At 52.0% G+C, this 21,426-nt stretch carries 21 protein-coding genes, 1 tRNA gene and 1 pseudogene; 14 read left to right on the top strand and 9 right to left on the bottom strand.

Annotation, left to right across the window (positions count from 1 at the left end):
- Positions 1-19 precede the first annotated feature (19 nt).
- Together tgt and queA are read right to left on the bottom strand one after the other, a co-directional pair.
- The gene (gene tgt, locus D8U61_RS03680) at positions 20-1,135 is read right to left on the bottom strand and encodes a tRNA guanosine(34) transglycosylase Tgt (RefSeq protein ID WP_160768392.1); all 1,116 of its coding nucleotides are present in this window, start codon (positions 1,133-1,135) and stop codon (positions 20-22) included.
- Positions 1,136-1,149: 14 nt separating this feature from the next.
- On the bottom strand, positions 1,150-2,214 hold the full coding sequence (queA, locus tag D8U61_RS03675) for a tRNA preQ1(34) S-adenosylmethionine ribosyltransferase-isomerase QueA (RefSeq protein ID WP_016773315.1): 1,065 nt from the start codon (positions 2,212-2,214) through the stop codon (positions 1,150-1,152).
- 108 nt (positions 2,215-2,322) lie between these two features.
- Between queA and D8U61_RS03670 the strand changes: the two genes are divergently transcribed.
- The 12 genes from D8U61_RS03670 (at position 2,323) to D8U61_RS03620 (ending at position 10,867) form a co-directional block, all read left to right on the top strand.
- A tRNA-Leu gene (locus D8U61_RS03670) sits at positions 2,323-2,407 on the top strand.
- A 164-nt stretch (positions 2,408-2,571) separates the two neighbouring features.
- Entirely contained in the window at positions 2,572-3,813 is a 1,242-nt protein-coding gene (locus tag D8U61_RS03665) for a tyrosine-type recombinase/integrase (protein WP_130926431.1), read from the top strand.
- A 536-nt stretch (positions 3,814-4,349) separates the two neighbouring features.
- Positions 4,350-4,601, top strand: a complete 252-nt coding sequence (locus D8U61_RS03660; RefSeq protein ID WP_130926430.1) for a helix-turn-helix domain-containing protein — start codon at positions 4,350-4,352, stop codon at positions 4,599-4,601.
- Between the two features lie 23 nt (positions 4,602-4,624).
- Complete coding sequence (locus tag D8U61_RS03655) at positions 4,625-4,951, top strand: AlpA family phage regulatory protein (RefSeq protein ID WP_130926436.1); 327 nt, start codon at positions 4,625-4,627, stop codon at positions 4,949-4,951.
- The gene (locus tag D8U61_RS03650) at positions 4,948-5,253 is read left to right on the top strand and encodes a hypothetical protein (protein ID WP_130926429.1); all 306 of its coding nucleotides are present in this window, start codon (positions 4,948-4,950) and stop codon (positions 5,251-5,253) included. The genes D8U61_RS03655 and D8U61_RS03650 overlap by 4 nt, the downstream gene beginning before the upstream one ends.
- Before the next feature lie 376 nt (positions 5,254-5,629).
- Positions 5,630-5,788, top strand: coding sequence for a hypothetical protein (locus D8U61_RS27745; protein ID WP_177431405.1), 159 nt, complete (start codon positions 5,630-5,632; stop codon positions 5,786-5,788).
- A complete protein-coding gene (locus D8U61_RS03645) occupies positions 5,785-6,069 on the top strand; it encodes a hypothetical protein (RefSeq protein WP_038362940.1) in 285 nt (94 codons plus the stop codon). The genes D8U61_RS27745 and D8U61_RS03645 overlap by 4 nt, the downstream gene beginning before the upstream one ends.
- Entirely contained in the window at positions 6,066-6,338 is a 273-nt protein-coding gene (locus D8U61_RS03640; protein WP_130926428.1) for a DUF3077 domain-containing protein, read from the top strand. Before D8U61_RS03645 ends, D8U61_RS03640 begins: the two co-directional genes overlap by 4 nt.
- Positions 6,335-9,241 carry a DUF927 domain-containing protein gene (locus tag D8U61_RS03635; RefSeq protein WP_130926427.1) on the top strand — a complete coding sequence of 969 codons (2,907 nt, stop codon included), beginning with the start codon at positions 6,335-6,337 and terminating at the stop codon, positions 9,239-9,241. The genes D8U61_RS03640 and D8U61_RS03635 overlap by 4 nt, the downstream gene beginning before the upstream one ends.
- An 89-nt stretch (positions 9,242-9,330) precedes the next feature.
- Positions 9,331-10,194: a hypothetical protein gene (locus D8U61_RS03630; protein WP_241663598.1), complete on the top strand. Its 864-nt coding sequence runs from the start codon at positions 9,331-9,333 to the stop codon at positions 10,192-10,194.
- Positions 10,195-10,249: 55 nt separating this feature from the next.
- The gene (locus D8U61_RS03625; RefSeq protein WP_130926426.1) at positions 10,250-10,438 is read left to right on the top strand and encodes a hypothetical protein; all 189 of its coding nucleotides are present in this window, start codon (positions 10,250-10,252) and stop codon (positions 10,436-10,438) included.
- 63 nt (positions 10,439-10,501) lie between these two features.
- Positions 10,502-10,867 (top strand): histone-like nucleoid-structuring protein, MvaT/MvaU family, encoded by a 366-nt coding sequence (locus tag D8U61_RS03620; RefSeq protein ID WP_130926425.1) that lies wholly within the window; start codon positions 10,502-10,504, stop codon positions 10,865-10,867.
- 423 nt (positions 10,868-11,290) lie between these two features.
- On the opposite strand, the gene D8U61_RS03615 is transcribed toward D8U61_RS03620, so the two are convergent.
- The 3 genes from D8U61_RS03615 to D8U61_RS03605 all read right to left on the bottom strand — a co-directional run bounded on the left by D8U61_RS03615 (position 11,291) and on the right by D8U61_RS03605 (position 17,065).
- Positions 11,291-11,830, bottom strand: coding sequence for a hypothetical protein (locus D8U61_RS03615; protein WP_130926424.1), 540 nt, complete (start codon positions 11,828-11,830; stop codon positions 11,291-11,293).
- A 9-nt stretch (positions 11,831-11,839) separates the two neighbouring features.
- Positions 11,840-12,718 carry a hypothetical protein gene (locus D8U61_RS03610; RefSeq protein WP_130926423.1) on the bottom strand — a complete coding sequence of 293 codons (879 nt, stop codon included), beginning with the start codon at positions 12,716-12,718 and terminating at the stop codon, positions 11,840-11,842.
- 657 nt (positions 12,719-13,375) lie between these two features.
- Positions 13,376-17,065: a hypothetical protein gene (locus D8U61_RS03605; protein WP_130926422.1), complete on the bottom strand. Its 3,690-nt coding sequence runs from the start codon at positions 17,063-17,065 to the stop codon at positions 13,376-13,378.
- 1,089 nt (positions 17,066-18,154) lie between these two features.
- On the opposite strand from D8U61_RS03605, the gene D8U61_RS03600 reads away from it, so the two are divergent.
- Positions 18,155-18,565: a response regulator gene (locus D8U61_RS03600; RefSeq protein WP_130926421.1), complete on the top strand. Its 411-nt coding sequence runs from the start codon at positions 18,155-18,157 to the stop codon at positions 18,563-18,565.
- A gap of 457 nt (positions 18,566-19,022) precedes the next feature.
- On the opposite strand, the gene D8U61_RS03595 is transcribed toward D8U61_RS03600, so the two are convergent.
- The 3 genes and pseudogenes from D8U61_RS03595 to D8U61_RS03585 all read right to left on the bottom strand — a co-directional run bounded on the left by D8U61_RS03595 (position 19,023) and on the right by D8U61_RS03585 (position 19,985).
- On the bottom strand, positions 19,023-19,379 hold the full coding sequence (locus D8U61_RS03595; RefSeq protein WP_130902238.1) for a hypothetical protein: 357 nt from the start codon (positions 19,377-19,379) through the stop codon (positions 19,023-19,025).
- Between the two features lie 67 nt (positions 19,380-19,446).
- Positions 19,447-19,566 (bottom strand): annotated as a pseudogene (locus D8U61_RS03590) (PAAR domain-containing protein); the annotation flags it as partial.
- A 200-nt stretch (positions 19,567-19,766) separates the two neighbouring features.
- Complete coding sequence (locus tag D8U61_RS03585; RefSeq protein ID WP_232245565.1) at positions 19,767-19,985, bottom strand: DUF6429 family protein; 219 nt, start codon at positions 19,983-19,985, stop codon at positions 19,767-19,769.
- A 221-nt stretch (positions 19,986-20,206) separates the two neighbouring features.
- On the opposite strand from D8U61_RS03585, the gene D8U61_RS03580 reads away from it, so the two are divergent.
- Positions 20,207-20,536, top strand: a complete 330-nt coding sequence (locus tag D8U61_RS03580; RefSeq protein ID WP_016773313.1) for a hypothetical protein — start codon at positions 20,207-20,209, stop codon at positions 20,534-20,536.
- A gap of 35 nt (positions 20,537-20,571) precedes the next feature.
- Here D8U61_RS03580 and D8U61_RS03575 read toward each other — a convergent pair whose 3' ends face one another.
- Entirely contained in the window at positions 20,572-21,321 is a 750-nt protein-coding gene (locus D8U61_RS03575; RefSeq protein WP_130926420.1) for a hypothetical protein, read from the bottom strand.
- Positions 21,322-21,426: the final 105 nt, after the last annotated feature.

Genomic DNA, 21,426 nt, shown 5'->3' with positions numbered 1-21,426 from the left:
AATCTTGGGGTCAGAAAACTCAGTCCAAAGGCGGAACGGGAAGTCCGCGTTTGGCGTAGAAGGCATCGACAAAGGCGGCCAATGTACCCTGTTGAATAGCCTCGCGCAAACCAGCCATCAGCACCTGATAATGGCGCAAGTTATGGATGGTATTGAGCATGCTGCCGAGCATTTCGCCGCACTTGTCCAGGTGATGCAGATAAGCGCGCGAGAAGTTCTGGCAGGTGTAGCAATCGCAGGTCGGATCCAGCGGCGATTCATCATGGCGATGGAACGCGTTACGGATCTTCAGCACACCGGTATCGATGAACAGATGCCCATTGCGGGCATTACGGGTTGGCATCACGCAATCGAACATGTCCACCCCGCGGCGCACACCCTCAACCAGATCTTCCGGTTTGCCAACGCCCATAAGGTAACGAGGTTTGTCAGCGGGCATCTGACCCGGCAGATAATCCAGCACCTTGATCATTTCGTGCTTCGGTTCGCCCACCGACAGACCGCCGATGGCGAGGCCGTCGAAGCCGATCTTGTCGAGGCCTTCGAGCGAGCGCATGCGCAGGTTTTCATGCATGCCACCCTGGACGATGCCGAACAGCGCCGCGGTGTTGTCGCCGTGGGCATTCTTCGAACGCTGCGCCCAACGCAACGACAGCTCCATCGATACCCGCGCGACGTCTTCGTCAGCCGGATACGGCGTGCATTCGTCGAAGATCATCACAATGTCGGAACCGAGATCGCGCTGCACCTGCATCGACTCTTCCGGGCCCATGAACACTTTGGCGCCGTCGACCGGAGAAGCGAATGTCACGCCCTCCTCCTTGATCTTGCGCATCGCGCCGAGGCTGAACACCTGGAAGCCGCCGGAGTCGGTGAGGATCGGGCCTTTCCACTGCATGAAATCGTGCAGGTCGCCGTGCTCCTTGATCACTTGAGTGCCGGGACGCAGCCACAGGTGAAAGGTGTTGCCCAGAATGATTTCCGCGCCCGTGGCGACGATGTCGCGCGGCAGCATGCCCTTGACCGTGCCGTAGGTGCCGACCGGCATGAACGCCGGGGTCTCGACGGTGCCACGGGGGAAGGTCAGGCGACCACGACGAGCCTTGCCATCGGTGGCCAGCAGCTCAAAGGACATTCGACATTCGCGACTCATTCTGTTTCCTCTGGGCCTGTCTGTTCAGGGGCAGTTGGAGCGGGATTGCGGGTGATGAACATCGCATCCCCGTAACTGAAAAAGCGGTAGCCGTTTTCCACGGCGGCCTTGTAGGCAGCCATGGTTTCGGGATAACCGGCAAACGCGGAAACCAGCATCAACAGCGTGGATTCCGGCAAATGGAAATTGGTCACCAGAGCATCGACCACATGAAACGGCCGGCCCGGATAAATAAAGATGTCGGTGTCGCCACTGAACGGCTTGAGCACACCATCGCGCGCCGCGCTTTCCAGCGAACGCACGCTGGTGGTGCCGACCGCAATCACCCGACCGCCACGCGCACGGCACGCAGCGACCGCATCGACCACATCCTGGCCGACTTCCAGCCACTCGCTGTGCATGTGGTGATCTTCGATCTTCTCGACACGCACCGGCTGAAACGTCCCCGCGCCCACATGCAACGTCACGAACGCAGTCTCGACGCCCTTGGCGGCAATCGCCTGCATCAGCGGCTCGTCGAAATGCAGCCCCGCCGTCGGCGCCGCCACCGCGCCCAGACGCTGGGCGTACACGGTCTGATAACGCTCGCGATCCGAGCCTTCATCCGGGCGGTCTATATAAGGAGGCAACGGCATGTGCCCGACGCGGTCGAGCAGCGGCAACACTTCCTCGGCAAACCCCAGCTCGAACAACGCATCATGACGCGCCAGCATCTCGGCTTCGCCACCGCCGTCGATAAGGATCTTCGAACCCGGCTTCGGCGACTTGCTGGAGCGCACATGGGCCAGCACGCGGTGCGCATCGAGCACGCGCTCGATGAGAATTTCCAGCTTGCCGCCGGACGCTTTCTGCCCGAACAGCCGCGCCGGAATCACCCGGGTATTGTTGAACACCATCAAATCGCCCGGGCGCAAATGCTCAAGCAAATCAGTGAATTGACGGTGTGCCAGGGCGCCGCTCGGCCCGTCAAGGGTCAGCAGGCGACTACCGCGACGCTCGGCCAACGGATGGCGGGCGATCAGCGAATCAGGAAGCTCGAAAGTAAAGTCAGCAACGCGCATGATGGGGTTCGTCTAGCAGGGCCGGAAAGTCTAGCGGAAATATCAAAAATTGACCATGAAACGTGATTGACCAACGGTAATCACCTCTCTATACTTCGCCGCCATTGAGCCCTGATGGCGGAATTGGTAGACGCGGCGGATTCAAAATCCGTTTTCGAAAGGAGTGGGAGTTCGAGTCTCCCTCGGGGCACCACATAGCAGTATCTGAGAGTCTCTACCAGTCTCTCAGACCCAAAGAAACCGGCCACTTGGCCGGTTTTTTTGTGCCTAACTGTTTACCCCTGTCTCCCCCTATCCGTTGTATCCCTGTATCCCTCCTTGTATCCTGAGAAAATCACCTAACTTTGGGATACAAGGATGAAGCGCGCAGACATCAAGCGCCGCCCTCTCGCTGACACGACACTCGCGGGACTGGAGCCGGAATCAAAGGAATACCGTGAGTTGGACGGAAACGGCCTCTACTTCAGGGTAAAACCTGATGGCGGGAAGTCCTGGCAACTTCGGTACAAACGACCGGCGGGCAACTGGGCATGGATGGGGCTCGGGGGTTACCCTGAAGTAAGTGGAGCGCTGGCACGAGACAAAGCTGCTGATCTACGTAAAGTAGTGAGCAGTGGAGCAGATCCCCTTGAACAGAAGCGCTCTGCTAAGGCTGCGATTGATTTAGCCAAGACACGCACTTTTCGAGCCGCTGCCGATGCTTGGCTCAAGGCTAAGGAGGAGAAGGGTCTAGCACCCTCCACCCTCAACAAAATACGTACATATCTCGATAAAGACATTCTTCCTGCGCTCGGCGACAAGCCACTGGACGAAATTACTCGTACCGATTGCGCAGAACTTCAAGCATCCATCGAAGCAAGAGACGCTCACAACGTTGCGGAAAAATGCCGCACCTGGATCAATCAGATTTTTGGTCGAGCCATTGGCCTAGGCCTGACTGAGAACGATCCTGGAAGCCGTCTTCGAGACATTGCCGCCCAAGCACCGAAAACTCAGCAGCACCCTCATTTATTGGAGCATGAGCTAGGCGACTTTTTAATCGCTCTCAAGAACACGCCAAGCAGGCTGACGGCTCGAACTGCAGCGTGGCTCTGTCTTTGGACAGCGTCCAGGCCGGGAATGGTCCGCTTAGCCGAATGGAAGGAGTTCGACCTTCACAAAGCTATTTGGACAACACCTGCCGCGAAAATGAAAATGCGCAGGGATTTCGTATGTCCATTACCTAAGCAAGCGATATCAGCTTTGAAAGAGCTTCACAGCCTCACTGGGCGCAGTCGATGGTTATTCCCTGGAGTCGGCGCGAAGAATCCAACAATTAGTGAAAACACTATCAACAAAGTGTTTGCAACGGTCGGCTACAAAGGGAGGCTTGTGGGTCACGGCACACGCCACACTGCTAGCACCCTGCTCAGGGAGCACGGCTGGCCAAAGGAGCACGTCGAAGCTCAACTAGCTCATAAGGAAGAGGGCATTTCAGGAATTTACAATAAAGCTCAATACTTCGAGCATCGGGTAAAGATGATGCAGTGGTACGCGGATTACCTGGATCAGTTGGCAGCAGGAAATGTCATTCATGGACATTTCGGCGAGGCGGTCTGAGCGCACACTCTCAATTCCTCCAAAAATCCATGTAACGCGTGTAACCCGTGTAACGACCTCCGCCAAATGCCCGAATTCATTGGGTCTCCCAGTGGTTACACGTTTGAACGGGATCGCGTAGACCCGGTGTAACGACGACTAACCGTGTAACGCCGGATAGCACCACTTCACTGGTGGCCACATGTGGCTGGGACTTGAATGTCTCTCGCTAGTAACGACAGAAAGCATGGGGCGGGGGGCTGAAGTTCGGAAATTGAGAAACTGCAAAGAGAGAGTCAAAAACTCGGTAATAAAGTACCGTTTGTGTAAAAAATTGTGAAAAACGCGTTTTGCTTTTCATTTTTTCCACTGTATAGAAAACCAGTGGGACATGGTGGGACGGCCCGGCGAAAAATGAAAACTTTGTCGCGAACGTGCTGACTTTACTTGCCACTAAACGGAACACTGCTTCGAAGTAGACGAAAAATAAAGCTTTTAAAAATCAATTATTAGTTTACATAGCTGGGGCCTGTAAGAACTACGACAGGTAACCCCCTATGACTATCCACGACGCCGCAACCCCATTTATAACCATCCAGCCTGCTACAGAGCTTCTCACTACTGATCAGGTAGCGAACGCTCTAGGCTTGTCCAGCCGAACGCTCGCTGCATGGCGCAGCTCACGTACTCATTCACTCCCCTACGTCAAAACCGGATCACGTGTGCGCTATCGCTCCGGGGACGTCGCGGCCTGGCTTGAAAGTCGGGTTTGCTCCACCGCTACCCCGGCGGGAGGACAAACCGAGTGACCGCTTCCAGCCCAGTCAAGAAAATTAAAGAGCTCTCTGCATCCGCCACGTCGATAACTGACCGACGTGACAGCGCCAACGCGCCGCAATCACAAGTCAACGCTTCTGATTGGGATCTCTGCCGGTATGACCCCGCTGCCACGTTGATTCGTATCAACCAAGTCATGGCCCTCACAGGCATCGGCCGCGCAACCGTTTACAAACTTATGAACCAGTCCGAAAGCGGATTCCCACAGGCAGTGAAACTCACCAATAGCAACGCACGCGGCGCGCCGGTGGCATGGGTTTTAGCCGAGGTTTTGAATTGGAATCGTGCACGCATCGCAGCCCGCAACGAGGTGGCCGCATGAAATTCAAGATAGCCAGCAAAGCGCTGATGCATCCGTTTTCAGTGTTGCGCCAAATCGGTTTTTCAACCCAAACCATGCAGCGGTTTGAACGCTTTCGCAGCCGAGAAGAAAAAAAGGGGCGTGTAGTCAGCATCCTCAGATGGGCCGACGGCACCTGGTGCATTCTCGCTCTCCACTGCGAAAAATTTGGATTTGTGGTCGTCGATGAAGGCCAGCAGATCGACGCCTACGAAGACGCCAGATCATTGATCGACGGCGACTTCCTGCCCCTGCTCTCCCTGCGCTGGGAAGCTCACGCCTGAAACGAAAACGCCCCCGGGGGCGATCCGGAGGCGTTGAGGTCAATCTACATGCCCGAACAATTTATGCCGCACCAGAACAAACCGCAAGCCACCAGCGCAGTTGCACTTTCGAAAAACGGACGTTACTCTCTGGCCGTCGCTGCAAATTCAGCGACCGACCTTGGCGGGTCGAACGATTTCAGGCGCAACGGCGCCATATACTCAATTGCAGGCGCTTTTTTTGTGCCCGCGATTACGCGTTATGGCGAGTTGCGCAGGAGCACCTTCGGGTGCGCCGGGTTCCTGAATCACCGGTCCGCCAATCTTGCGCAATTCGCCACCCATTCCTGCTTGGCGGCAGGCTGTGGTGGCTCCTCTGATTCGGGAGCTACATCTAATGATCACCATCGATCCGTCCAAAATTCGCGCCGCTGCACACCGTGCAATGGCTCTCGCCGCTTTACACGCCAACTCCAGCCTCGCTACACGCCTCTCCCGTTACAACGCTCACATGGCCAAAGCCCGCGCACTCGAAACCGCAGGCGGTGCCCAATGAATAACGCCCTGAGTTTCTCTCTGCCTGAAGACCTGCTTTGCGTGAATCCCACCGCAGAAGCCGGTGTGCCCATCGACGCTATTACCTGCGCGATTGACCGTGCCGATTCAGTGCTGACATTGCTCGAGGATCACTTCGAAAATGAATCCTCGCGCCTCGCTAATCACGTTATCGCAGCCGTCCTTTGGGATGTACGCGGCACCCTCGGCCTGATCAAAACACTGGCCATGCACGGCGATAACACGTCGACGCCTGCCATGCAGAAAGGCGGTGCGCTATGAGCGCTTCTACCACGCTCGGCCACGCCACTTTTACTCGCGTGAACGCCACCGACTTGAAGCTGTTCCGGGTCAATGCCGGAGTACCGGTCGAGGATGCACTGGAGATGGTTTCCCTGCTGCAGCATCACGCCAACCAGCTCAACTTCGACGCCGCCATGAGCGACAGAGGTGAGCGTTTCAGTTGGCCTGCTCTGTACCTTGGCGAGATGGCCAAAGCGCTGATCGATGACATCAACGACGCACTGTTTCTGCCGAGGGCTGACACATGAGCCAACGCCAGAACAACTCCGCGAAACGCCCAAGCTTTGCCGACGTGAAAGCCGCCGCGCTGAAAGAGATTGATCGTGTCTTGTCGCACTGGCTGCCCAACGGCAAGCGCGTCGACGGCGGCAAGGAATACACCGCTCCAAATCCGATCCGCAGCGATAAGCGCGCCGGTTCGCTCAAGATCAGTTTGAGCAAAGGCACATGGTCCGACTTTGCCACCGGCGATAAGGGCGGCGACCTGATTGATCTAGTGCGCTATTTGGACGGCGGCACCGACATTGAGGCCTGCAACAAACTCGCAGAATTGCTCAACGTATCGCCGGGCGCTGCCCAGGCGAAGACAGCGCCTGCTAAGACAAAAACACCTGAGTGGAGTGCCATTCAGCCGATCCCAGCCGAGGCCATGAACAAGTGTCCAGCCAAACATCGCAATCATGGTGTGCAGTCCAAGGTTTGGATCTATCGTGACGCAAAGGGTCAGCCTCTCATGGCGATCTATCGCTTCGACCTCGGGCCCGATGAAGACGGCAAGCCGAAGAAGGTCTTCGCGCCACTGACGTGGTGTCAGCGCGCCGATGGCCAATCCACACAATGGCGCTGGCAGGGTCTGCCAGATCCGCGCCCCCTGCTTCGCCTTGATGAACTGGCCCTCCGCAGTGACGCAACAGTGGTTGTGTGCGAAGGCGAGAAAGCTGCCGATGCCGCCGCCGAACTGCTGCCCAACCACGTGGCCACGTGCTGGCCGAACGGGTCCAACTCTTGGCACAAAGCCGACCTAACAACTCTCAAAGGTCGGGATGTGTTGTTGTGGCCGGACAACGACGACAGCGGCAAAGGCTGCATGGAAGTCGTTGCCAAGAAGCTGCGCGAAATCGGCGCTGCCTCGGTCCGACTCATCGAATTGGATGTGTTCAAACGCAAGCCGATCCGGAAGAACGAACGTGCCGCATTTGCCAAAGGTGGGCAATGGAACGACGGCGACGATGCCGCCGATGCAATCGCCAAAGGCTGGACCGTCGACCACTTCGTCGAGCTGGAAAGCAGCGGTGAACTGTTCGCGGTGATCGAGGAAAAAGCGGTTGTCGCACACGTTGAACCAGAACCCAAACAGAAGCCTAAAGCAGCGCCCAAGCGCCCAACCAAATCGAAAAAAGACCTAATGCCGGGAGGCTTTCGCCTGACGTCCGAAGGCGTGTTTTATGCCGGAGACGACGGCGAGGCGCGTCCGGTGTGTTCGCCGCTGGCTATCCTCGCCCGGACGCGTGATGACAAGGGCCAGAACTGGGGTCTGCTTGTCGAGTTCGACGATCCAGACGGCACCAAAAAACGCTGGAACATTCCGGCACGCACGATGACCGGCGACTTCGGCAAGGACGTGCTTGGGCCTTTGGTAGACATGGGCCTGCGCCTCGCCGGTAGCCGTTCGGGACGCAACGCACGCAATGACTTGCAGAGTTATCTCGGCGGATTTGACAGCGCGGAACGGGCACGACTGGTAACCCGCTTGGGTTGGCACGACAACGCCTTTCTGTTGCCCGAGCAGCAGGTTGGCACGCACAGCGAACATCTGCATTTCTATGATGCCGGTGCACAGCTTCCACCGATCAGCGAAGCGGGCACGCTCGAACAATGGCAACAGCAGATCGGCGCATTGTGCGTTGGCAATCATCGCCTAGCGTTTGTCGTCGGGGTGGCGTTCGCAGGTCCGCTGCTACACATGCTCGGCCATGAGTCGGGCGGCTTCCACCTGTACGGCGACAGCTCCGGCGGCAAGACCACTCACCTGCAAGTTGCCACCTCGATCTATGGCGGACCGCGCTTGGTGCGTTCGTGGCGCTCGACTGACAACGCGCTGGAGTCCATCGCTGCCGCGCATTCTGATGGACTCCTTGTACTGGATGAAATCGGCATGTGCGATCCACGCATCATTGGCGAAACGGTCTACATGCTCGGCAACGGCACCGGGAAGGCTCGCGCCAATGACCGAGGCCAAGCAGGCCGACAGGTACAAGAGTGGCGCCTGCTGTTCCTCTCCACAGGCGAGAAGACCTTGGCCCAGCACATGGCCGAAGCCAACAAGGAACTGAAAGCGGGCATGGAGGTGCGCATGCTCGCCGTTCCGGCCGATGCCAGCAAAGGCCTCGGCATGTTCGACACGCTCAACGGTTTCGAGGATGCGGCAGCGCTCTCCGATGCGCTCAAAGCCCGCGTAGCGAAATACTACGGCACCCCGCTCACTGCATTTCTGACGGCGCTGTGCGAGCCCGGCAAACGCCACGGTTGGGCGGCGATCTTGCGCCGCACGCTGGAAGGCTTTATCGCTAAATCGCTTCCAGCATCCGCGAGTGGGCAGGCGCACCGTGCCGCCGCTCGTTTCGGTCTCGCGGCAGCCGCAGGCGAGCTGGCCACCGCGATGGGTATCACCGGCTGGCCGGACGGGACGGCCACCACAGCCGCTCGCGTGTGCCTGAGCGCTTGGCTAAACGAACGTGGCGGCGCCGGTAATTTCGAAGGCGATGCGATATCGGCGAGGCTGCGACAGTTCATCGAGCGCTTCGGCGAAAGCCGGTTCACCCGCTGGGAATCGACTGCAGCCAAGATCGACGAACACGGCCCGCGCACGATCGACCGCCTCGGCTTTCGCAAGACGCTGGAGCACGGTATGGGCGACACCCTGCACACCACGAATACCTACTACGTGCTGACGGAAGCTTGGCGCTCAGAAATTTTCCGGGGCATGAACCTTACCGCAGTAAACAAGGAGCTCTTGCAACGCGGTGTGCTAGAGCCGAGCAGCGACGGCAAGGCATCAAGTCTGGTGCGATTGCCCGGCTTAGGCCAACAGCGCTGCTACATCGTGAAGGCAATTCCGGGAACGGATGACAGCGAGGCTCGGGCTGCCTGAGGGCATCTCAGCTGATCGAGGTAACTCCGGCTCACTCCCGGCCTCGCCAGCCAAATCAACGTAATCAGAACTCATCAAGGACCATGAACATGAAAATGAATGAATTGAAACAGCAACGAGCCGCTCTGGTCGCTGAGCACGACACCATCGAAAACAGTCTCTCCGCACTGGAAGCCGCCTGGCACAACGCGCCAAATAACTACAGCCCTGTTGGTAACATGATAGGAAGTCCTGAGAGGCGTGAAGCTATGGATCGACTCTCATCTGCCAAAGCCCGCTTACGAGCCATTCCATCCGAGATTGAACGTATCGATAAAAAGATCGCCTACTTAGAACGGATGGACCAGGTTGACGAAATCAAATCACAGTCGATCCAAACCATGTCCGTAGCTGCTGCTGAGGTCGAAGCGCTGGAACGGACACAGTCGCACTTGAAAGAACGTCTTCTGACGATTCAGACGGATGCGGAGCGATCCCTAGAAAAAGCGCAGCAAGCAGAAAGAGACGCTGCAAGCCTGTATGCCAGAAGTCTTGCGAGTGGCGATAGCGAAGGCGAAAAAGCTGCCAACGGCGAAATTCAGAAGGCAGCCAAGCAACTTGCAACCACAGATGAGCATGTCAGAAGGCAAGAACTTATCCTCGCGGCTTTACAGGCGGAACTCGACTCCCTTGAAGCACGTATCGCAGACGCCAAACAGCGTGAAAATGAAGCCAAAAAATCGGCCCTGAGCGCAGTAGGGCTTACGTTAGACGAAGAGTGGAATGCCGCCACGAATCACCTAGTAGCTATTGGTGCACGGATACTTGCCGTGGACTACCAACAAGGGAACTCGGGATACGGTTTCTCCAACCTAGATGTACCTCGATTCGGTCCTTTTCATTCGGATATTCGTCGTGAAGAGCTTGCCGCTGCTGCCCGAAATATCACATTAGAAGAACTGTTGGCAGCTTGAACCCGAAATAGCCCGCCGACGCGGGCTGTTTAGAAACCCTCGGATTAAATAAATCATGATTACTCCCATACGAAACAGCGCTAGCTGGACTGACACCCTGAAAGCGCGCAAAAGCTATTTGACGGCGCTGATGAAGGTCGTGGATATCAAAGCCGGAAAAGCATCTAAAGTTCAGGCACTAACCGTCAACTTGATCAAGAGCGAAATGAGCCTTATCGAAAGCCAGCTAAAAGGTCGAAAGTAACCTGAACTATATGCTGTAATGCTTTTCAGATAGATATCTTCAAAAATAAATCAGGAAGCAATTATGTCAAAACTTGCCGAATACCGTCAGCTAGAAAAACATTTGGCCGAACAGTTACAGACGCTGGAAGCGTTGAAGAGTGACGGAGCACTGAAAAAAGAGATCGAGTTTGAAACCAAGCTCCGTGAATTGCTCGCCCAGTATGGCTTCAGCCTCAAGCACATCGTCAACATACTAGACCCACAGAGCAGCGCACGGGGCAAAGCGCCTGCTCAAGCGCCAGGCACGCGTAAGCCTCGAGAGTTGAAGACGTATAAGAACCCGCACACTGGTGAAGTGGTTGAAACCAAAGGTGGTAATCACAAGACGTTGAAGGAGTGGAAAACTAAACACGGTTCCGACGTGGTTGAAAGCTGGCTGAAAAAGTAAGATCGCTTCGCCTGAAAAAGGGCCCAGACGGGCCCTTTTTGTCATTTTAGTGTCCCTGACTTACCTACATCGCCAAGTACGGTCGTTCTGGGAGCAGCACTATGTCGCAAGGCTGCGCCAATCCAGCCTCATTTTTTACAACCGTTGTAGCCTTGGCGACGCCCTCCGCGTGACTGGCATAACCTGAGGTTGACCCGATCCACAGTTGCCCCTCACGAAAGTCTTCTATCGGCAAAAAGCGGACGATTACGTCGGGCTTAGCAGGTTTCACTCGTGGCTTGGAGCTGTATACAAGACTTGGATCTATCCATTCATAGGAATTGATCGATATCAACGATGAGTTCCAAGGATATCTAAAGGGAGCAGAGGCTCTATTAGGACAGTTGACTTCCGACGGACTACCAGGGGGTAGCCCAACGCATTTCATAGGTGTTCTTCGTTTACTGTTATTACATCATTACCGGAGTTGAGCCATTGCCTAATCAGGCTATGAATTTGATAAAGCGCAGAAATTAAAAATGAAACAGCTAAAAAAGGAGTAAGAGTAGGCACCAACAAAACAAATTTATTACTTGAAAAGCCAAGAGTAAGCTGGCTGACGGAGGTTATTATCGACAAGAAGATAGCACATACCAGAAGCATGCTAATAAATCTAAGGGGACTGTAAAGATCTCTTTTGGAAATATAGTCACCCTCTTTCAGGTTGTGATGCAGAACATATAGCCTTAAATAATCAGCACTATCAAACATTTTTTCTTTAATATTTATCACAAGAAATGTAAGGAGAGAGATTAAGAATGAGGAAGCACCAAGAAATGCTGCAAACATGTAGCCTCTTATACTATTTTGATAGGAAGCTACCACAACATCCAAACATCCAGTCAGCTTAATTGCTATAGAGATTGTGACGACATAGGTAAGAAGTGCAGCTAAACAGCAGACTATTAATATTTTCTTCTCCATACTAACCTCTTAAGCTTTCTTTACAAGAGCGGAAGAAAGTATCTCTTTCTTAGCCATAGTGAAAAGTTTGCTTTGCAGGAATTGACTAAGACTTATACCATTTAGCTCGGAAATATATTCTGAATACTCCATTGCGTATATGCTGTTTACCGCATCGGCGACGCCTATTGTTTCTCCTGCGAGGCTTCCTGAGACTGTGCCCTTGATGCTGACATTAGAGCAGCCATTTTTAATGAGACCTTCCAAGTAATCAGAAAGTTCTTTTCTCTTTGTTAGCTTTTTAAGAGAATAGGCTCCTACACGCTGTGTAACTCTCAAAGACTTGGCATCCTTGAAGATTGAACCATTCATTCTTACCGAAGTGATTGGATTTGAAAAGGTTGCGTTAATTTCATCTATCTCACTTAGCCTAGATACCTTCTTAAGAATGTCGTCGGAGTCTACCAGCCGTTCAATGCTAAATTTTTCATCTCTTTTCGATTTCCCATATTTACCCCTTAGGACTTGTCTAAACGTCCATCTTAATTTTGACTCGAAAGTATTAATCCTCACCGACCCCTCATTGTGCAAGTAGGCTCCAGCAAAGTTTTTCTTACTGATGATCAAAACATTCGTTTCGGCTATTTTATTTAATATATCGTCACTCATTTTCCAAACAAAATCGCTCCCAGTATCGCTCCCCTCGCAGAAGTTTTTCAGTTCTTTCGTTGTTAAAGCTATCACTATGAAAACTTGCGAATCTTCAAAGAATTTGAATTTTACTTCTTTATCTGTAGATTTAAAGTCGGATTCGCCATTGTAGTTTTTTGTTAAGTAATCAAAAAACTCCGCAATGCTTAACCTGCTGCTCGATACTGCAATTTTGACTGGCGTAAAGTAAACTTTCATAGCAAAGTCCATTTAATTAATGTCATGACGATATCACAACCTCATAGAGTAGTAAAAGTGGCTTTTTGTAAACTCTTTTGCCGTATTGAGTCTTTGTGTTAATAGTTCTCAGAGCGCGCCTTGACTGCTCAGTGTCCACAGCTACCAAAGTCCATGTGTACTCACATCTCGCTTTCAGTGAGCCCCTTCAGTTTGGTCAGGATCTGCATTATATAAACCGCGTTGTGTCCATTCGCACAAAGCCCCCTCGAACGCTCTCCACAGCATAGGTTAGGACTGCTTGTTGGTTGGCCAGACAGAAAATAATCACCCTGCACGGGTTCGAGTTCCTACAAAGAGGAAAGATTACGTCGGGTTAGCCAGGCTGGTTCACGCCTTGGAGGATGGCTACGCCGAGTCCATGATCTGAGCTAGCCAGCGTCCGCTTTCAGCCGGTCTCCTTTCGGCCAGAAGCGGACGCTCGCAATCGAACACTCACGGTCAAAATCGCATGCCCACCACGAGAATGCTTAGGGAAGATTGCAGCCTCCAAATACAACAGATATCGGGTGATATTTATTGTAGAGGGCATTTATTAGGGGTTGGGTTCGGCCTTTTTTCCACGTAACGAAAGGGTTAGGGCATCCAAGCTCTTGATTTCCCGAATCCCAAGTCCCTTTATTTAAATGTGTTTAATCTAATATGATCGCCGTTCGGCTTTTGGGATGAAATTATCTTTCTGTCGACTAGTGACTTTGCAAAACGCCTATTCCTTTCAGTGTTTTCGAGCTTCGGTCGCATGCCAGGTTTTGCTAAATCAGCGAATGGCGATTCCAAAGTTAACATCGCGCTAACGATTTCGGCCTCGGGAAGTATATCTACGAAGTTGTAGAGGATGTCTTTTCGTTCCAGTATTTTTGGGGCGTTAGCGAGACAATAAGAGATCATTCCGAGATCAAAATCTTTATCGGTGAGATCTTGGCGCCCGAGTAATTGACTTGCGTGCTTCACCAGTTCTGCATTCGAGCTGAGCTCGTTTACGGTGATGTGACCCAGGATAAAACATTTCTGTTGCATAGAAAGAGTTGAAGTCAAGAGCAGGGTTTTTACGTCCTCGCTTAGAGGGTATTTTTCCATCGCAGTTGTATAAGCCAAGAAGCTTTTCTCTATAAGCTTTGCTCTGAGTGACACTGAACTTTGCGTCTCGCTGAACGATATGTCGTTGAGTCTTATAACCTCCAGATCGATTAGGATTATTGAGGATTCTTCTGGTATGCCTTTGGGAAACGACTGATAATGATATGGAACGCTTTTGCACAAAGCCCTAAAGCCTACTTCACTTAAGGCATTGTTGGAGATCAAGAAGCGGCACAGGCTCTTGACTAGCTCTTCTTCACCCTTGGCAATGGGAATTTTTTGCACAGAAAGCGCCTGGTAGACCGTATTGCGGTCAAGAATTTCGTTTAAGCGATCCTTATCGCTATCATCAAGGCCGTAAAACTTGAGAATATTAGGCCATGTTACATTTACCTTCTCGTTATATAGAAGTTCGTCCCATTGATAGGCAGGTAAATCATCGAAATTCGCAAAAGCGTGATCTTGCTGAAGGGCAAATTGAATAGCCAGGTCCTGATCAATTTCAGAGTGATTTAACAAACGGACTATAGCGTCCGGAGATTCTGAATCATTGCTATCTATCGCACAGGCAACATCGCGTATATAAGTATTAATATTTCGATCAATATACGACTTTAATGAATCGCTTCCGGATTCGAGTATCGCGGTATAATTCGCTTTCCCTAGGTCGAAAAGGTGATTAGTGCAGTGTTCTTGTTGCTGGATAGGTGTGCTGAACTGTTCAACTAGAAATTTAATATTGTCAGCCGTAATTCGATATAGGTCTTGTTGGTGTGCGTAGTTAAGTAGCGCGACATTTCGGGAAGTATCAGAGATTTGTTCGATTTTGATTTTTAAAAGCTCAAGGGCCTGAAAGCCTTTTTCAAATACGATATTCTCAGCAAATATAACTGCCGCATGTTTTGAAATGTAGCTGCTTAACGATCTGCCGATATTCATATGCTCTGCAACAAAATCCGGCTCGACGTAGGCGATAATGCGTGCGACGTGTTGTGTCGCCGAAGAGGTATCGATAGCGGCCATACCGTACCCCGGCCAGTATTGAGCAATGATCCGGGTTAGAGCTGCGGTATTTTTTCCAATTAGCCAGTAAGCGTCAAAGAATTTTTGTGACTCTGGAAGGCTGCTGGAGAAGTAATCAACGACCAGCTGTATTCTATTAGTATTAGTCGTTGCATTTTGGATAAGCTCATCAATCAGATGAGCATTGAGGGAGTGACCCGAGCCAAAATCCTCATCTCTAAGTTCCTCCAAGACTTCCGCTGGGTTATCAACCTGCGATGCTGGGTCAGGCGTTCTAAAATCTCGAATTGAGAGTATGAAATCCCAATCGTTTCGAGACATTCTACCTTCGTGAAAGGTAGAAATATAAAGATGATATGTTTCGTCAATGTGCCCATTTCGAATAAAATAATTCAACAGGCGAGGGTCATCAATATTGTGCTGCTTTGCTATATCCGAGATTTCAAAGCCAGAGAGCATTAAAAGCTGGCGCAGCGGCTGCCTAGCTAGAGAAGATTTTTCGGACTTTAGCTTTTCGATTTGCGCATTGAGCTCTGTTCTGTTTTTAGCTTTTTTATTGGTTATACTCCTGTGGCGCTGAGTAAATGTTGTGCCGGGAACTATCGCCTCCTCTAAATTTTTAAAAGACAAAGATATAGGGAGCCTGTGTTCGTAGTTGTTGTATTGATTGCGCTGGCGAACCTGCAAGTTTAGATTTTTTTCCTGAAAAATTTTCTCAAAGTTATTCCACTCCAAAAGCTGAGAGACATTGATGGTGGTTTCGCCTGAGTATACGCTTACAATATCATATTCATTATATGCTGAGCATAGGTGTCCCCAAAACAATTTCACAAGCTCAACAATGGCGGTGCTGGTTTCGTGATCTGACTCTTGAATCAGTGTTCTGAGATCCTCTATCTGGATATCTATGTCGCTGGCGGACTGTATCAAGATACTGGTACGCCTCTGAACTATGTCGTGTAATGCGCCACCTCCATGATGTAAGTTCTCAAAGTCTTTAGGGTATGCGTTTTTATAGATTATAGCTGCGAGTAGTCTATTTACGTTGAGATTGTTGGATCCTACTTTCTTTTCATATATCAAAAATTCATTGCTTATATTTTTTATTAACCTCATATCATCAAGATATAGCGAGACCTCTCCGATAAATCTATCTTTGACCCCTATGCCATAACCTGCTGACTCAATGCTCCTTTTTAAAACCTCTCGGGAGTTAGAGTTGTTTATTATTGGAATTATGGGAAGAATGAAGTCGAAAAATTTTGCCCGATCTTTGTTTAGAAATATGTCATCTTTAATGGCGTAAACAAATTTAAGCGGTTGCGTTCTGCTTAGGAATGGAAGCGTCGCTTTACGTTTGGGGCGATCATTTATGATCTTGTTTATTTCACGAAGCTTAATAAATATCTCAGGATTGCCGAATCGATCCAAATCCTCAAAAACGACTAGATCATAATCATTTTCTTCAAAAAAGTAGATAATCTCATCTAGGTGTTTGTTGAGTATGGAGCTTTCGGGTATTCCGTCTAATTCAACCTCACCGCTTTGAAGAGATAGCTTTTTGACTGACAGCGAATGTGAGGCTTGAAATGCCTTTGACACAGTCCGAGCCAGATAAAGGAGCACATACGCCGCGGTGAATATCCACACCCATTCCAATGTTTGGTCGCTGAGTGCCTTCAGAAGTTCGTCATGATTCTGATACAACATACCGACGGAGGCTATCCACCCTACAAACAAGATCGCATTGAGATCGACCCATCGTGGCCTGGAAATTCTCTTGAACCGTGAATAGGGCAATGTGCCAGAGCCCGCCCCATACAGCATTTGCTGAAGGATACTTCTTTCAACCTTAACGGTGACATCGACCTGCTGCGAATCTTGGAGAGGGGGGAGCAAAGAGTTTGGGTCACTGAACGTCGCTAAGGAAACATTCAAAGAGCGGTAAGGGCTGTTTTTCTCGAATGTTTTGATAACGCTGGTCTTGCCTGACCCATACGGGCCGGTAATGGCCACATTACGTATCGATGCATTGCACATCGCAAAGCGTAGCGCCTCTTGGTAAAGGCCATCTTGGTCGGCAAAATCGATAGGTGCCAAATCAACAAAACTGTTGCGGAAAGGGCTTTTCGCATGAAATCGCCGGGCGATACGTTTGTAGGTCGAGGTATTTTGCAGCTTTTCCAGTAACTTGTTAAATCCCATCATCCTTGCATCCTTGACTTTCGCTGCGTTCTCCATAGGAGTGCCGCACACGTCTGATAGATCTCAAAGACCCATTATGCTCTCCTACGTATTGATATCAATCTGCCTCATACATTTGTCCAACCTTGTTGGGCTCTGCGTCGTTAGTAGCGAGTTACCTGCTAAGAAGCAGGCCTGCTCAGAGGGGCACCACGACTGAATCGCCGAAATTATTCAGTGGCAGCTTTTGGCTGTGGATTCAACCGGTGGACGCAACTGACGGCCTGATGCCAGATGATTACCGACGGCTAACCATTACAAGTTGGAGCGCCCTGCTTTCATCTGAAACTGTTACACGACTTGAGTCAGTTACACGCTTGAAAATTGGCGTATCAGATCGGTGTAACTCTAATAAAACACAATAAATTCAATACCTTAGAGACCCCTGTTACACCGGTTACACGAGTTACACCGCATTTTGATCAGATACGATCCCCGCTCCCCGTTAGCACCAATCCCTCCAGCGAACTTCAGGAGCTTCTCCAGTGCTCTGCCGGGGGCCCCTGAGGCTTTCGTTGAAACACGGGGTCGGAAACCCGCCGGACTTTGTTAGCGGACTGGTGCCCAGCTTAGTGAACAGGTGAACCGGGTGAACACGCAGTTCACCAGTGCAATTGCACAAATGATGTGAGGTCGCCGGGAACCCTGAGCACTTCTGAATGACACGGGGCACAAAACCCGCGTGATCTTGGCAGTGGCTGATTTTTGAACATTGGTTGACAGGTTGACTTGGTTGACGGCCCAAGGTGTCCATAATCATCAACACAAAAGGCCATCGTTACCGCTGCGGTAACGATGGCCTTTTTTCAGCAGAATTCTTTCGATTTCAATGGCTGAAATTTCAGTAACTTTGAAATCCTCCCACTAACACAGTCCTGCGGGTTTCCGACCCCGTGTCTACTCAATATCGCCAGGGGCCCCCGGCTATTTTTCAATCGCCAGGCGATCCGGACCCGTTTTGCTCGTTGCCAAAGGTTCGGAAAACAAGCGAGGCAGTTTGGCGCTAGACTTCACCTTCACGTTCGTCCGCCTAAGGCGATGATAAGGCCATCTATGATCGCAAACTGGGAAGGAATGAGACGAATCGATGGTGAGATATTGATCATCGAGGACGATCCGACTCTGCGTAGGATTACCCAACACATCGTGGAGGAGTTAGGCGCGGAGGCCGTCACGTTTGAGTCAGCCGATGACGCGCTGGTGTATCTCTTGCAATCAAGCAAGCACTGCTGCCTTGTGATCGCTGACTACGGCGTGCCGGGCCAGCTCAACGGGATGGAGCTTATTCGACTGGTCAGAGAAAAGTGGCCGTCCGTCAAAACATTATTGATGTCCGGTTACGAACTCTTGCCTGCAACAGTGTCTGCTCCTACGGTCTACCTTCAGAAACCGTGGACGATCAATGAGCTCTTGGTTTCGATAGCTGATTTGCTACAACCCGACTTCCCTATACAGAAACTGTAGGTCGCAATCAGTCGTCGATACAGCCCGGCGAAAGGATGAGAAGGCTAACAGAGCACACCGTGTATCCCAGCTTGTATCCCAAACTTTCGGAATCCTCTACAGACCACAGGATATCTGGAACAAGCGAGTCTCCCTCGGGCACCAACACAGAGAAAAAGGTCTTGCGAAAGCAGGGCCTTTTTTTTCGTCTGGAGGAAAGTGGAGGGTTGTTTTTGTCTTTTTTCCAAAACAATCAGGGCAACCAGCTTTTCACTCTTGCGGCGCCGGGGCCAACGCACCACCGGCTAGCCTAATGCCCAACCGTCTAGGGCAACAAGCCCATCAAAAAACCTCAATCGAACCTGCAGTAATTGCTCTGACTCCATGTCCTGACGCTGGGGAACTGGCCGGATCGGTTACGTGTCGCAGGTTTTGCCAAACGCCCTGTCATAATCGCCTGATCCCGGCTAGTTCGAGCTCAAAGCCTACTTTCGATTTCCTCCCAGATGTACGCGTAGTTGTACTTCAACCAACGAACCAGCACTTTATCGAACTGGCGACGAAACCAGTTTCGCTCTCTAGCTGCCAGCCTTTCCTCAATCGATTCTCCGAGTATGTCGGGGTCGAAACCCGTCCATATCGGAGGCACAGGTGCAACGAGATTGGTAAAGCACACCGGCGCGACCTCTGAATAAAGAATTGAGTAAAGGATTTCAGGGTCGACACCTCTCACCTTATTCGCCAAATAATCATATTCCACGGGAAAATCATTGAATGGCTCGGAAAGAGCGGCTCTAACTTTTGTCAGTTGTGGCTCGGTCAGAAGATGTCCCAATGTGTGAGCTCCTCTAACTCTTCATCCAATGAACTCGCTACCGCTTCGCCTGCAATACCACCGGCAGGCGAGCTGCGGGCAAACCATCGAAGAAAACGTCAGGCGAACCTGTCGCGATGGGGTTCGTTCCGTGCCCTGGAACAGGACAGCTGGAGGGATCGCTTTTACGAGCGGCTGGGTTAGCCATGGATGACTCCTGTCAAAAAAATCCTTTTCGAGAGGTAAACCTATCACGAAATTCAGCCTGGACGGCCGCATCCGATCATTCAAAAAAGTGCTTGTTCACCAGACCGCGCTACCTGTTTCTCCGGTTAACGCGGTTGGTACTTCGCTGGCGTTTTCTACCTTACCATCAACTCACGTTTCAGAATGGGACGCGGCTCCTCCCTACTCCTTGACTGCAAACATCCGCTCAGCAATCTCCCGCCCCCGCTCCAACCCTTCCTCCGTCAACCATATCGATTTGTTCCGGTTCACCGGATTACTGATCAAACCCTGCTCGTGCAAGCGGTTCATGATTTCGAAGTCATAGCCCTTCCACGCATTGCCGTCGTCGGAGCTATAGGCAGCCAGGAGAGCAAGGACGGCGTCGTCGATCAGTTTCATGTCGTATTCCATGATGGTCGCTCCGCTGATGTTCAGTGTTTGTAATCAAAGCGTCGTATCAAAGTGGATGTCAATGCTGCGCGAGCTTGTAGGTTTTAGATGCCCGATTGCTGGTTGCCTCGACTGCGATCCCCGCCCGTATAATCACGCCCGCACGGCAAACCTCCTCTGGCGTTTTGCGCATTGGTTTCAAGCCTTCCACTTCACTGACAGACATCCCCATGGAAACCTCACTGGAAACCGTCGCCCTCTTCTCCCTCAAACTTGCCTACGAAGAAGAGGGCCTGAGCCCGATCCTGCGCGATGACATGGTCATGGGCGATTATCAGAAAGATGTTTTCGAGTTACTGGTGAAGCGCGGCGATGTCGAGGCCATTCAGTTCAAGATGAACGAATGCCTTAACCTGGCGCTGGATGCTTTGGGCGGGGTCGAGAAGCCGTTGGGGCGGGAGTTGCGCAAGTTGTCGGCGGAGTTGGCTCAGGCGCGGTCGGTGGAGCAGCTGGGTCAGCCGCTGCTCGCGCTGAAGGGGTATCTGCGCGACATTCTTTGAATGCCGCGCTACAGCCATGCCGGTATCTCTCCTGATCAGCGACGTGCTTTAAGCACCCGAATATCCGTTGGAAAGCCGTCAGCGCCAGCCAGTTTTTTCCAGCCCATGTATTGAAATTCGCCATTGGGATCAATGTAGTCGCCCTTCTCTGGTTGCCCTCCGCCAACTATCGCCACACGCTTCACTTCGCCGCAGCCGCCATCCGACGGGCGCACGGTGTAGATCACATACGGCTTCACATATTGCGTGGCGCGGAAGTATTGGCCGCAGATTTCGTCGACGGTGATGAGCATGGTTTTCAGGCGGGCTTCGCCGTCGGTGTCTTCGTGCAGTTTCAGAAAGGAGATGTCGCCGACGTCGCTGTAGCCGAGGGAACGGGCGCGTTGGTAGGCGGGGGAATTCTGGTGTGCAATACGGCCCTCCTCCACACCCCGTCGCATTTGCGCGGCGAACTCGGCTTTGCCTTGGGCCAGGGTTGCCTCGGCGTGGGCGGCGACGTTTTCGCAGTGGGCATACTCGCTGGAGTCAAGGTGTTGCGGTAGCAGGTTAAGGCGGCGCTCGTTCATGGAGGCGAGGCTGTCTTGCAGGCCCGACGTGGCTGCATAGGCAGCGGAGACGCGACCGCTCTGGACGTCGGCGATTGTCTCCTGCATCCGCTGGCAATTGGCGAGGTAGTAATTCCAGCTGGCTTGCGGGTGTTCTTTTGCGAAGCAGAAGGCTGGGGTGATGGAGACGGCAAGGGTGAGAGCGCCGAGCAGTTGCAGCAAACGGGTTGTGGAAAACATGGGTAGTCCATTACAGAGAAGGCATGGCGCGACGCTACTATTTTGCTATCGTGCCGTCCACTCTCAACAGGCGAACAAGTTGTCGCCTCTGTCTCGTAGCCAGGA

The organism is Pseudomonas sp. Sample_14, assembly GCF_004307515.1.
GTDB lineage: Bacteria > Pseudomonadota > Gammaproteobacteria > Pseudomonadales > Pseudomonadaceae > Aquipseudomonas > Aquipseudomonas atacamensis.
Note: the sequence above shows the minus strand (reverse complement) of the source record. Positions and strands in the feature narration are given on the sequence as shown.

Bases quoted from the DNA above. Each gene is read 5' to 3' on its own strand.
- tgt (WP_160768392.1), bottom strand. From the start codon at position 1,135: ATGTCCTTTGAGCTGCTGGCCACCGATGGCAAGGCTCGTCGTGGTCGC.
- queA (WP_016773315.1), bottom strand. From the start codon at position 2,214: ATGCGCGTTGCTGACTTTACTTTCGAGCTTCCTGATTCGCTGATCGCC.
- D8U61_RS03665 (WP_130926431.1), top strand. From the start codon at position 2,572: ATGAAGCGCGCAGACATCAAGCGCCGCCCTCTCGCTGACACGACACTC.
- D8U61_RS03660 (WP_130926430.1), top strand. From the start codon at position 4,350: ATGACTATCCACGACGCCGCAACCCCATTTATAACCATCCAGCCTGCT.
- D8U61_RS03650 (WP_130926429.1), top strand. From the start codon at position 4,948: ATGAAATTCAAGATAGCCAGCAAAGCGCTGATGCATCCGTTTTCAGTG.
- D8U61_RS27745 (WP_177431405.1), top strand. From the start codon at position 5,630: ATGATCACCATCGATCCGTCCAAAATTCGCGCCGCTGCACACCGTGCA.
- D8U61_RS03645 (WP_038362940.1), top strand. From the start codon at position 5,785: ATGAATAACGCCCTGAGTTTCTCTCTGCCTGAAGACCTGCTTTGCGTG.
- D8U61_RS03640 (WP_130926428.1), top strand. From the start codon at position 6,066: ATGAGCGCTTCTACCACGCTCGGCCACGCCACTTTTACTCGCGTGAAC.
- D8U61_RS03635 (WP_130926427.1), top strand. From the start codon at position 6,335: ATGAGCCAACGCCAGAACAACTCCGCGAAACGCCCAAGCTTTGCCGAC.
- D8U61_RS03630 (WP_241663598.1), top strand. From the start codon at position 9,331: ATGAAAATGAATGAATTGAAACAGCAACGAGCCGCTCTGGTCGCTGAG.
- D8U61_RS03625 (WP_130926426.1), top strand. From the start codon at position 10,250: ATGATTACTCCCATACGAAACAGCGCTAGCTGGACTGACACCCTGAAA.
- D8U61_RS03620 (WP_130926425.1), top strand. From the start codon at position 10,502: ATGTCAAAACTTGCCGAATACCGTCAGCTAGAAAAACATTTGGCCGAA.
- D8U61_RS03615 (WP_130926424.1), bottom strand. From the start codon at position 11,830: ATGGAGAAGAAAATATTAATAGTCTGCTGTTTAGCTGCACTTCTTACC.
- D8U61_RS03610 (WP_130926423.1), bottom strand. From the start codon at position 12,718: ATGAAAGTTTACTTTACGCCAGTCAAAATTGCAGTATCGAGCAGCAGG.
- D8U61_RS03605 (WP_130926422.1), bottom strand. From the start codon at position 17,065: ATGATGGGATTTAACAAGTTACTGGAAAAGCTGCAAAATACCTCGACC.
- D8U61_RS03600 (WP_130926421.1), top strand. From the start codon at position 18,155: ATGATCGCAAACTGGGAAGGAATGAGACGAATCGATGGTGAGATATTG.
- D8U61_RS03585 (WP_232245565.1), bottom strand. From the start codon at position 19,985: ATGAAACTGATCGACGACGCCGTCCTTGCTCTCCTGGCTGCCTATAGC.
- D8U61_RS03580 (WP_016773313.1), top strand. From the start codon at position 20,207: ATGGAAACCTCACTGGAAACCGTCGCCCTCTTCTCCCTCAAACTTGCC.
- D8U61_RS03575 (WP_130926420.1), bottom strand. From the start codon at position 21,321: ATGTTTTCCACAACCCGTTTGCTGCAACTGCTCGGCGCTCTCACCCTT.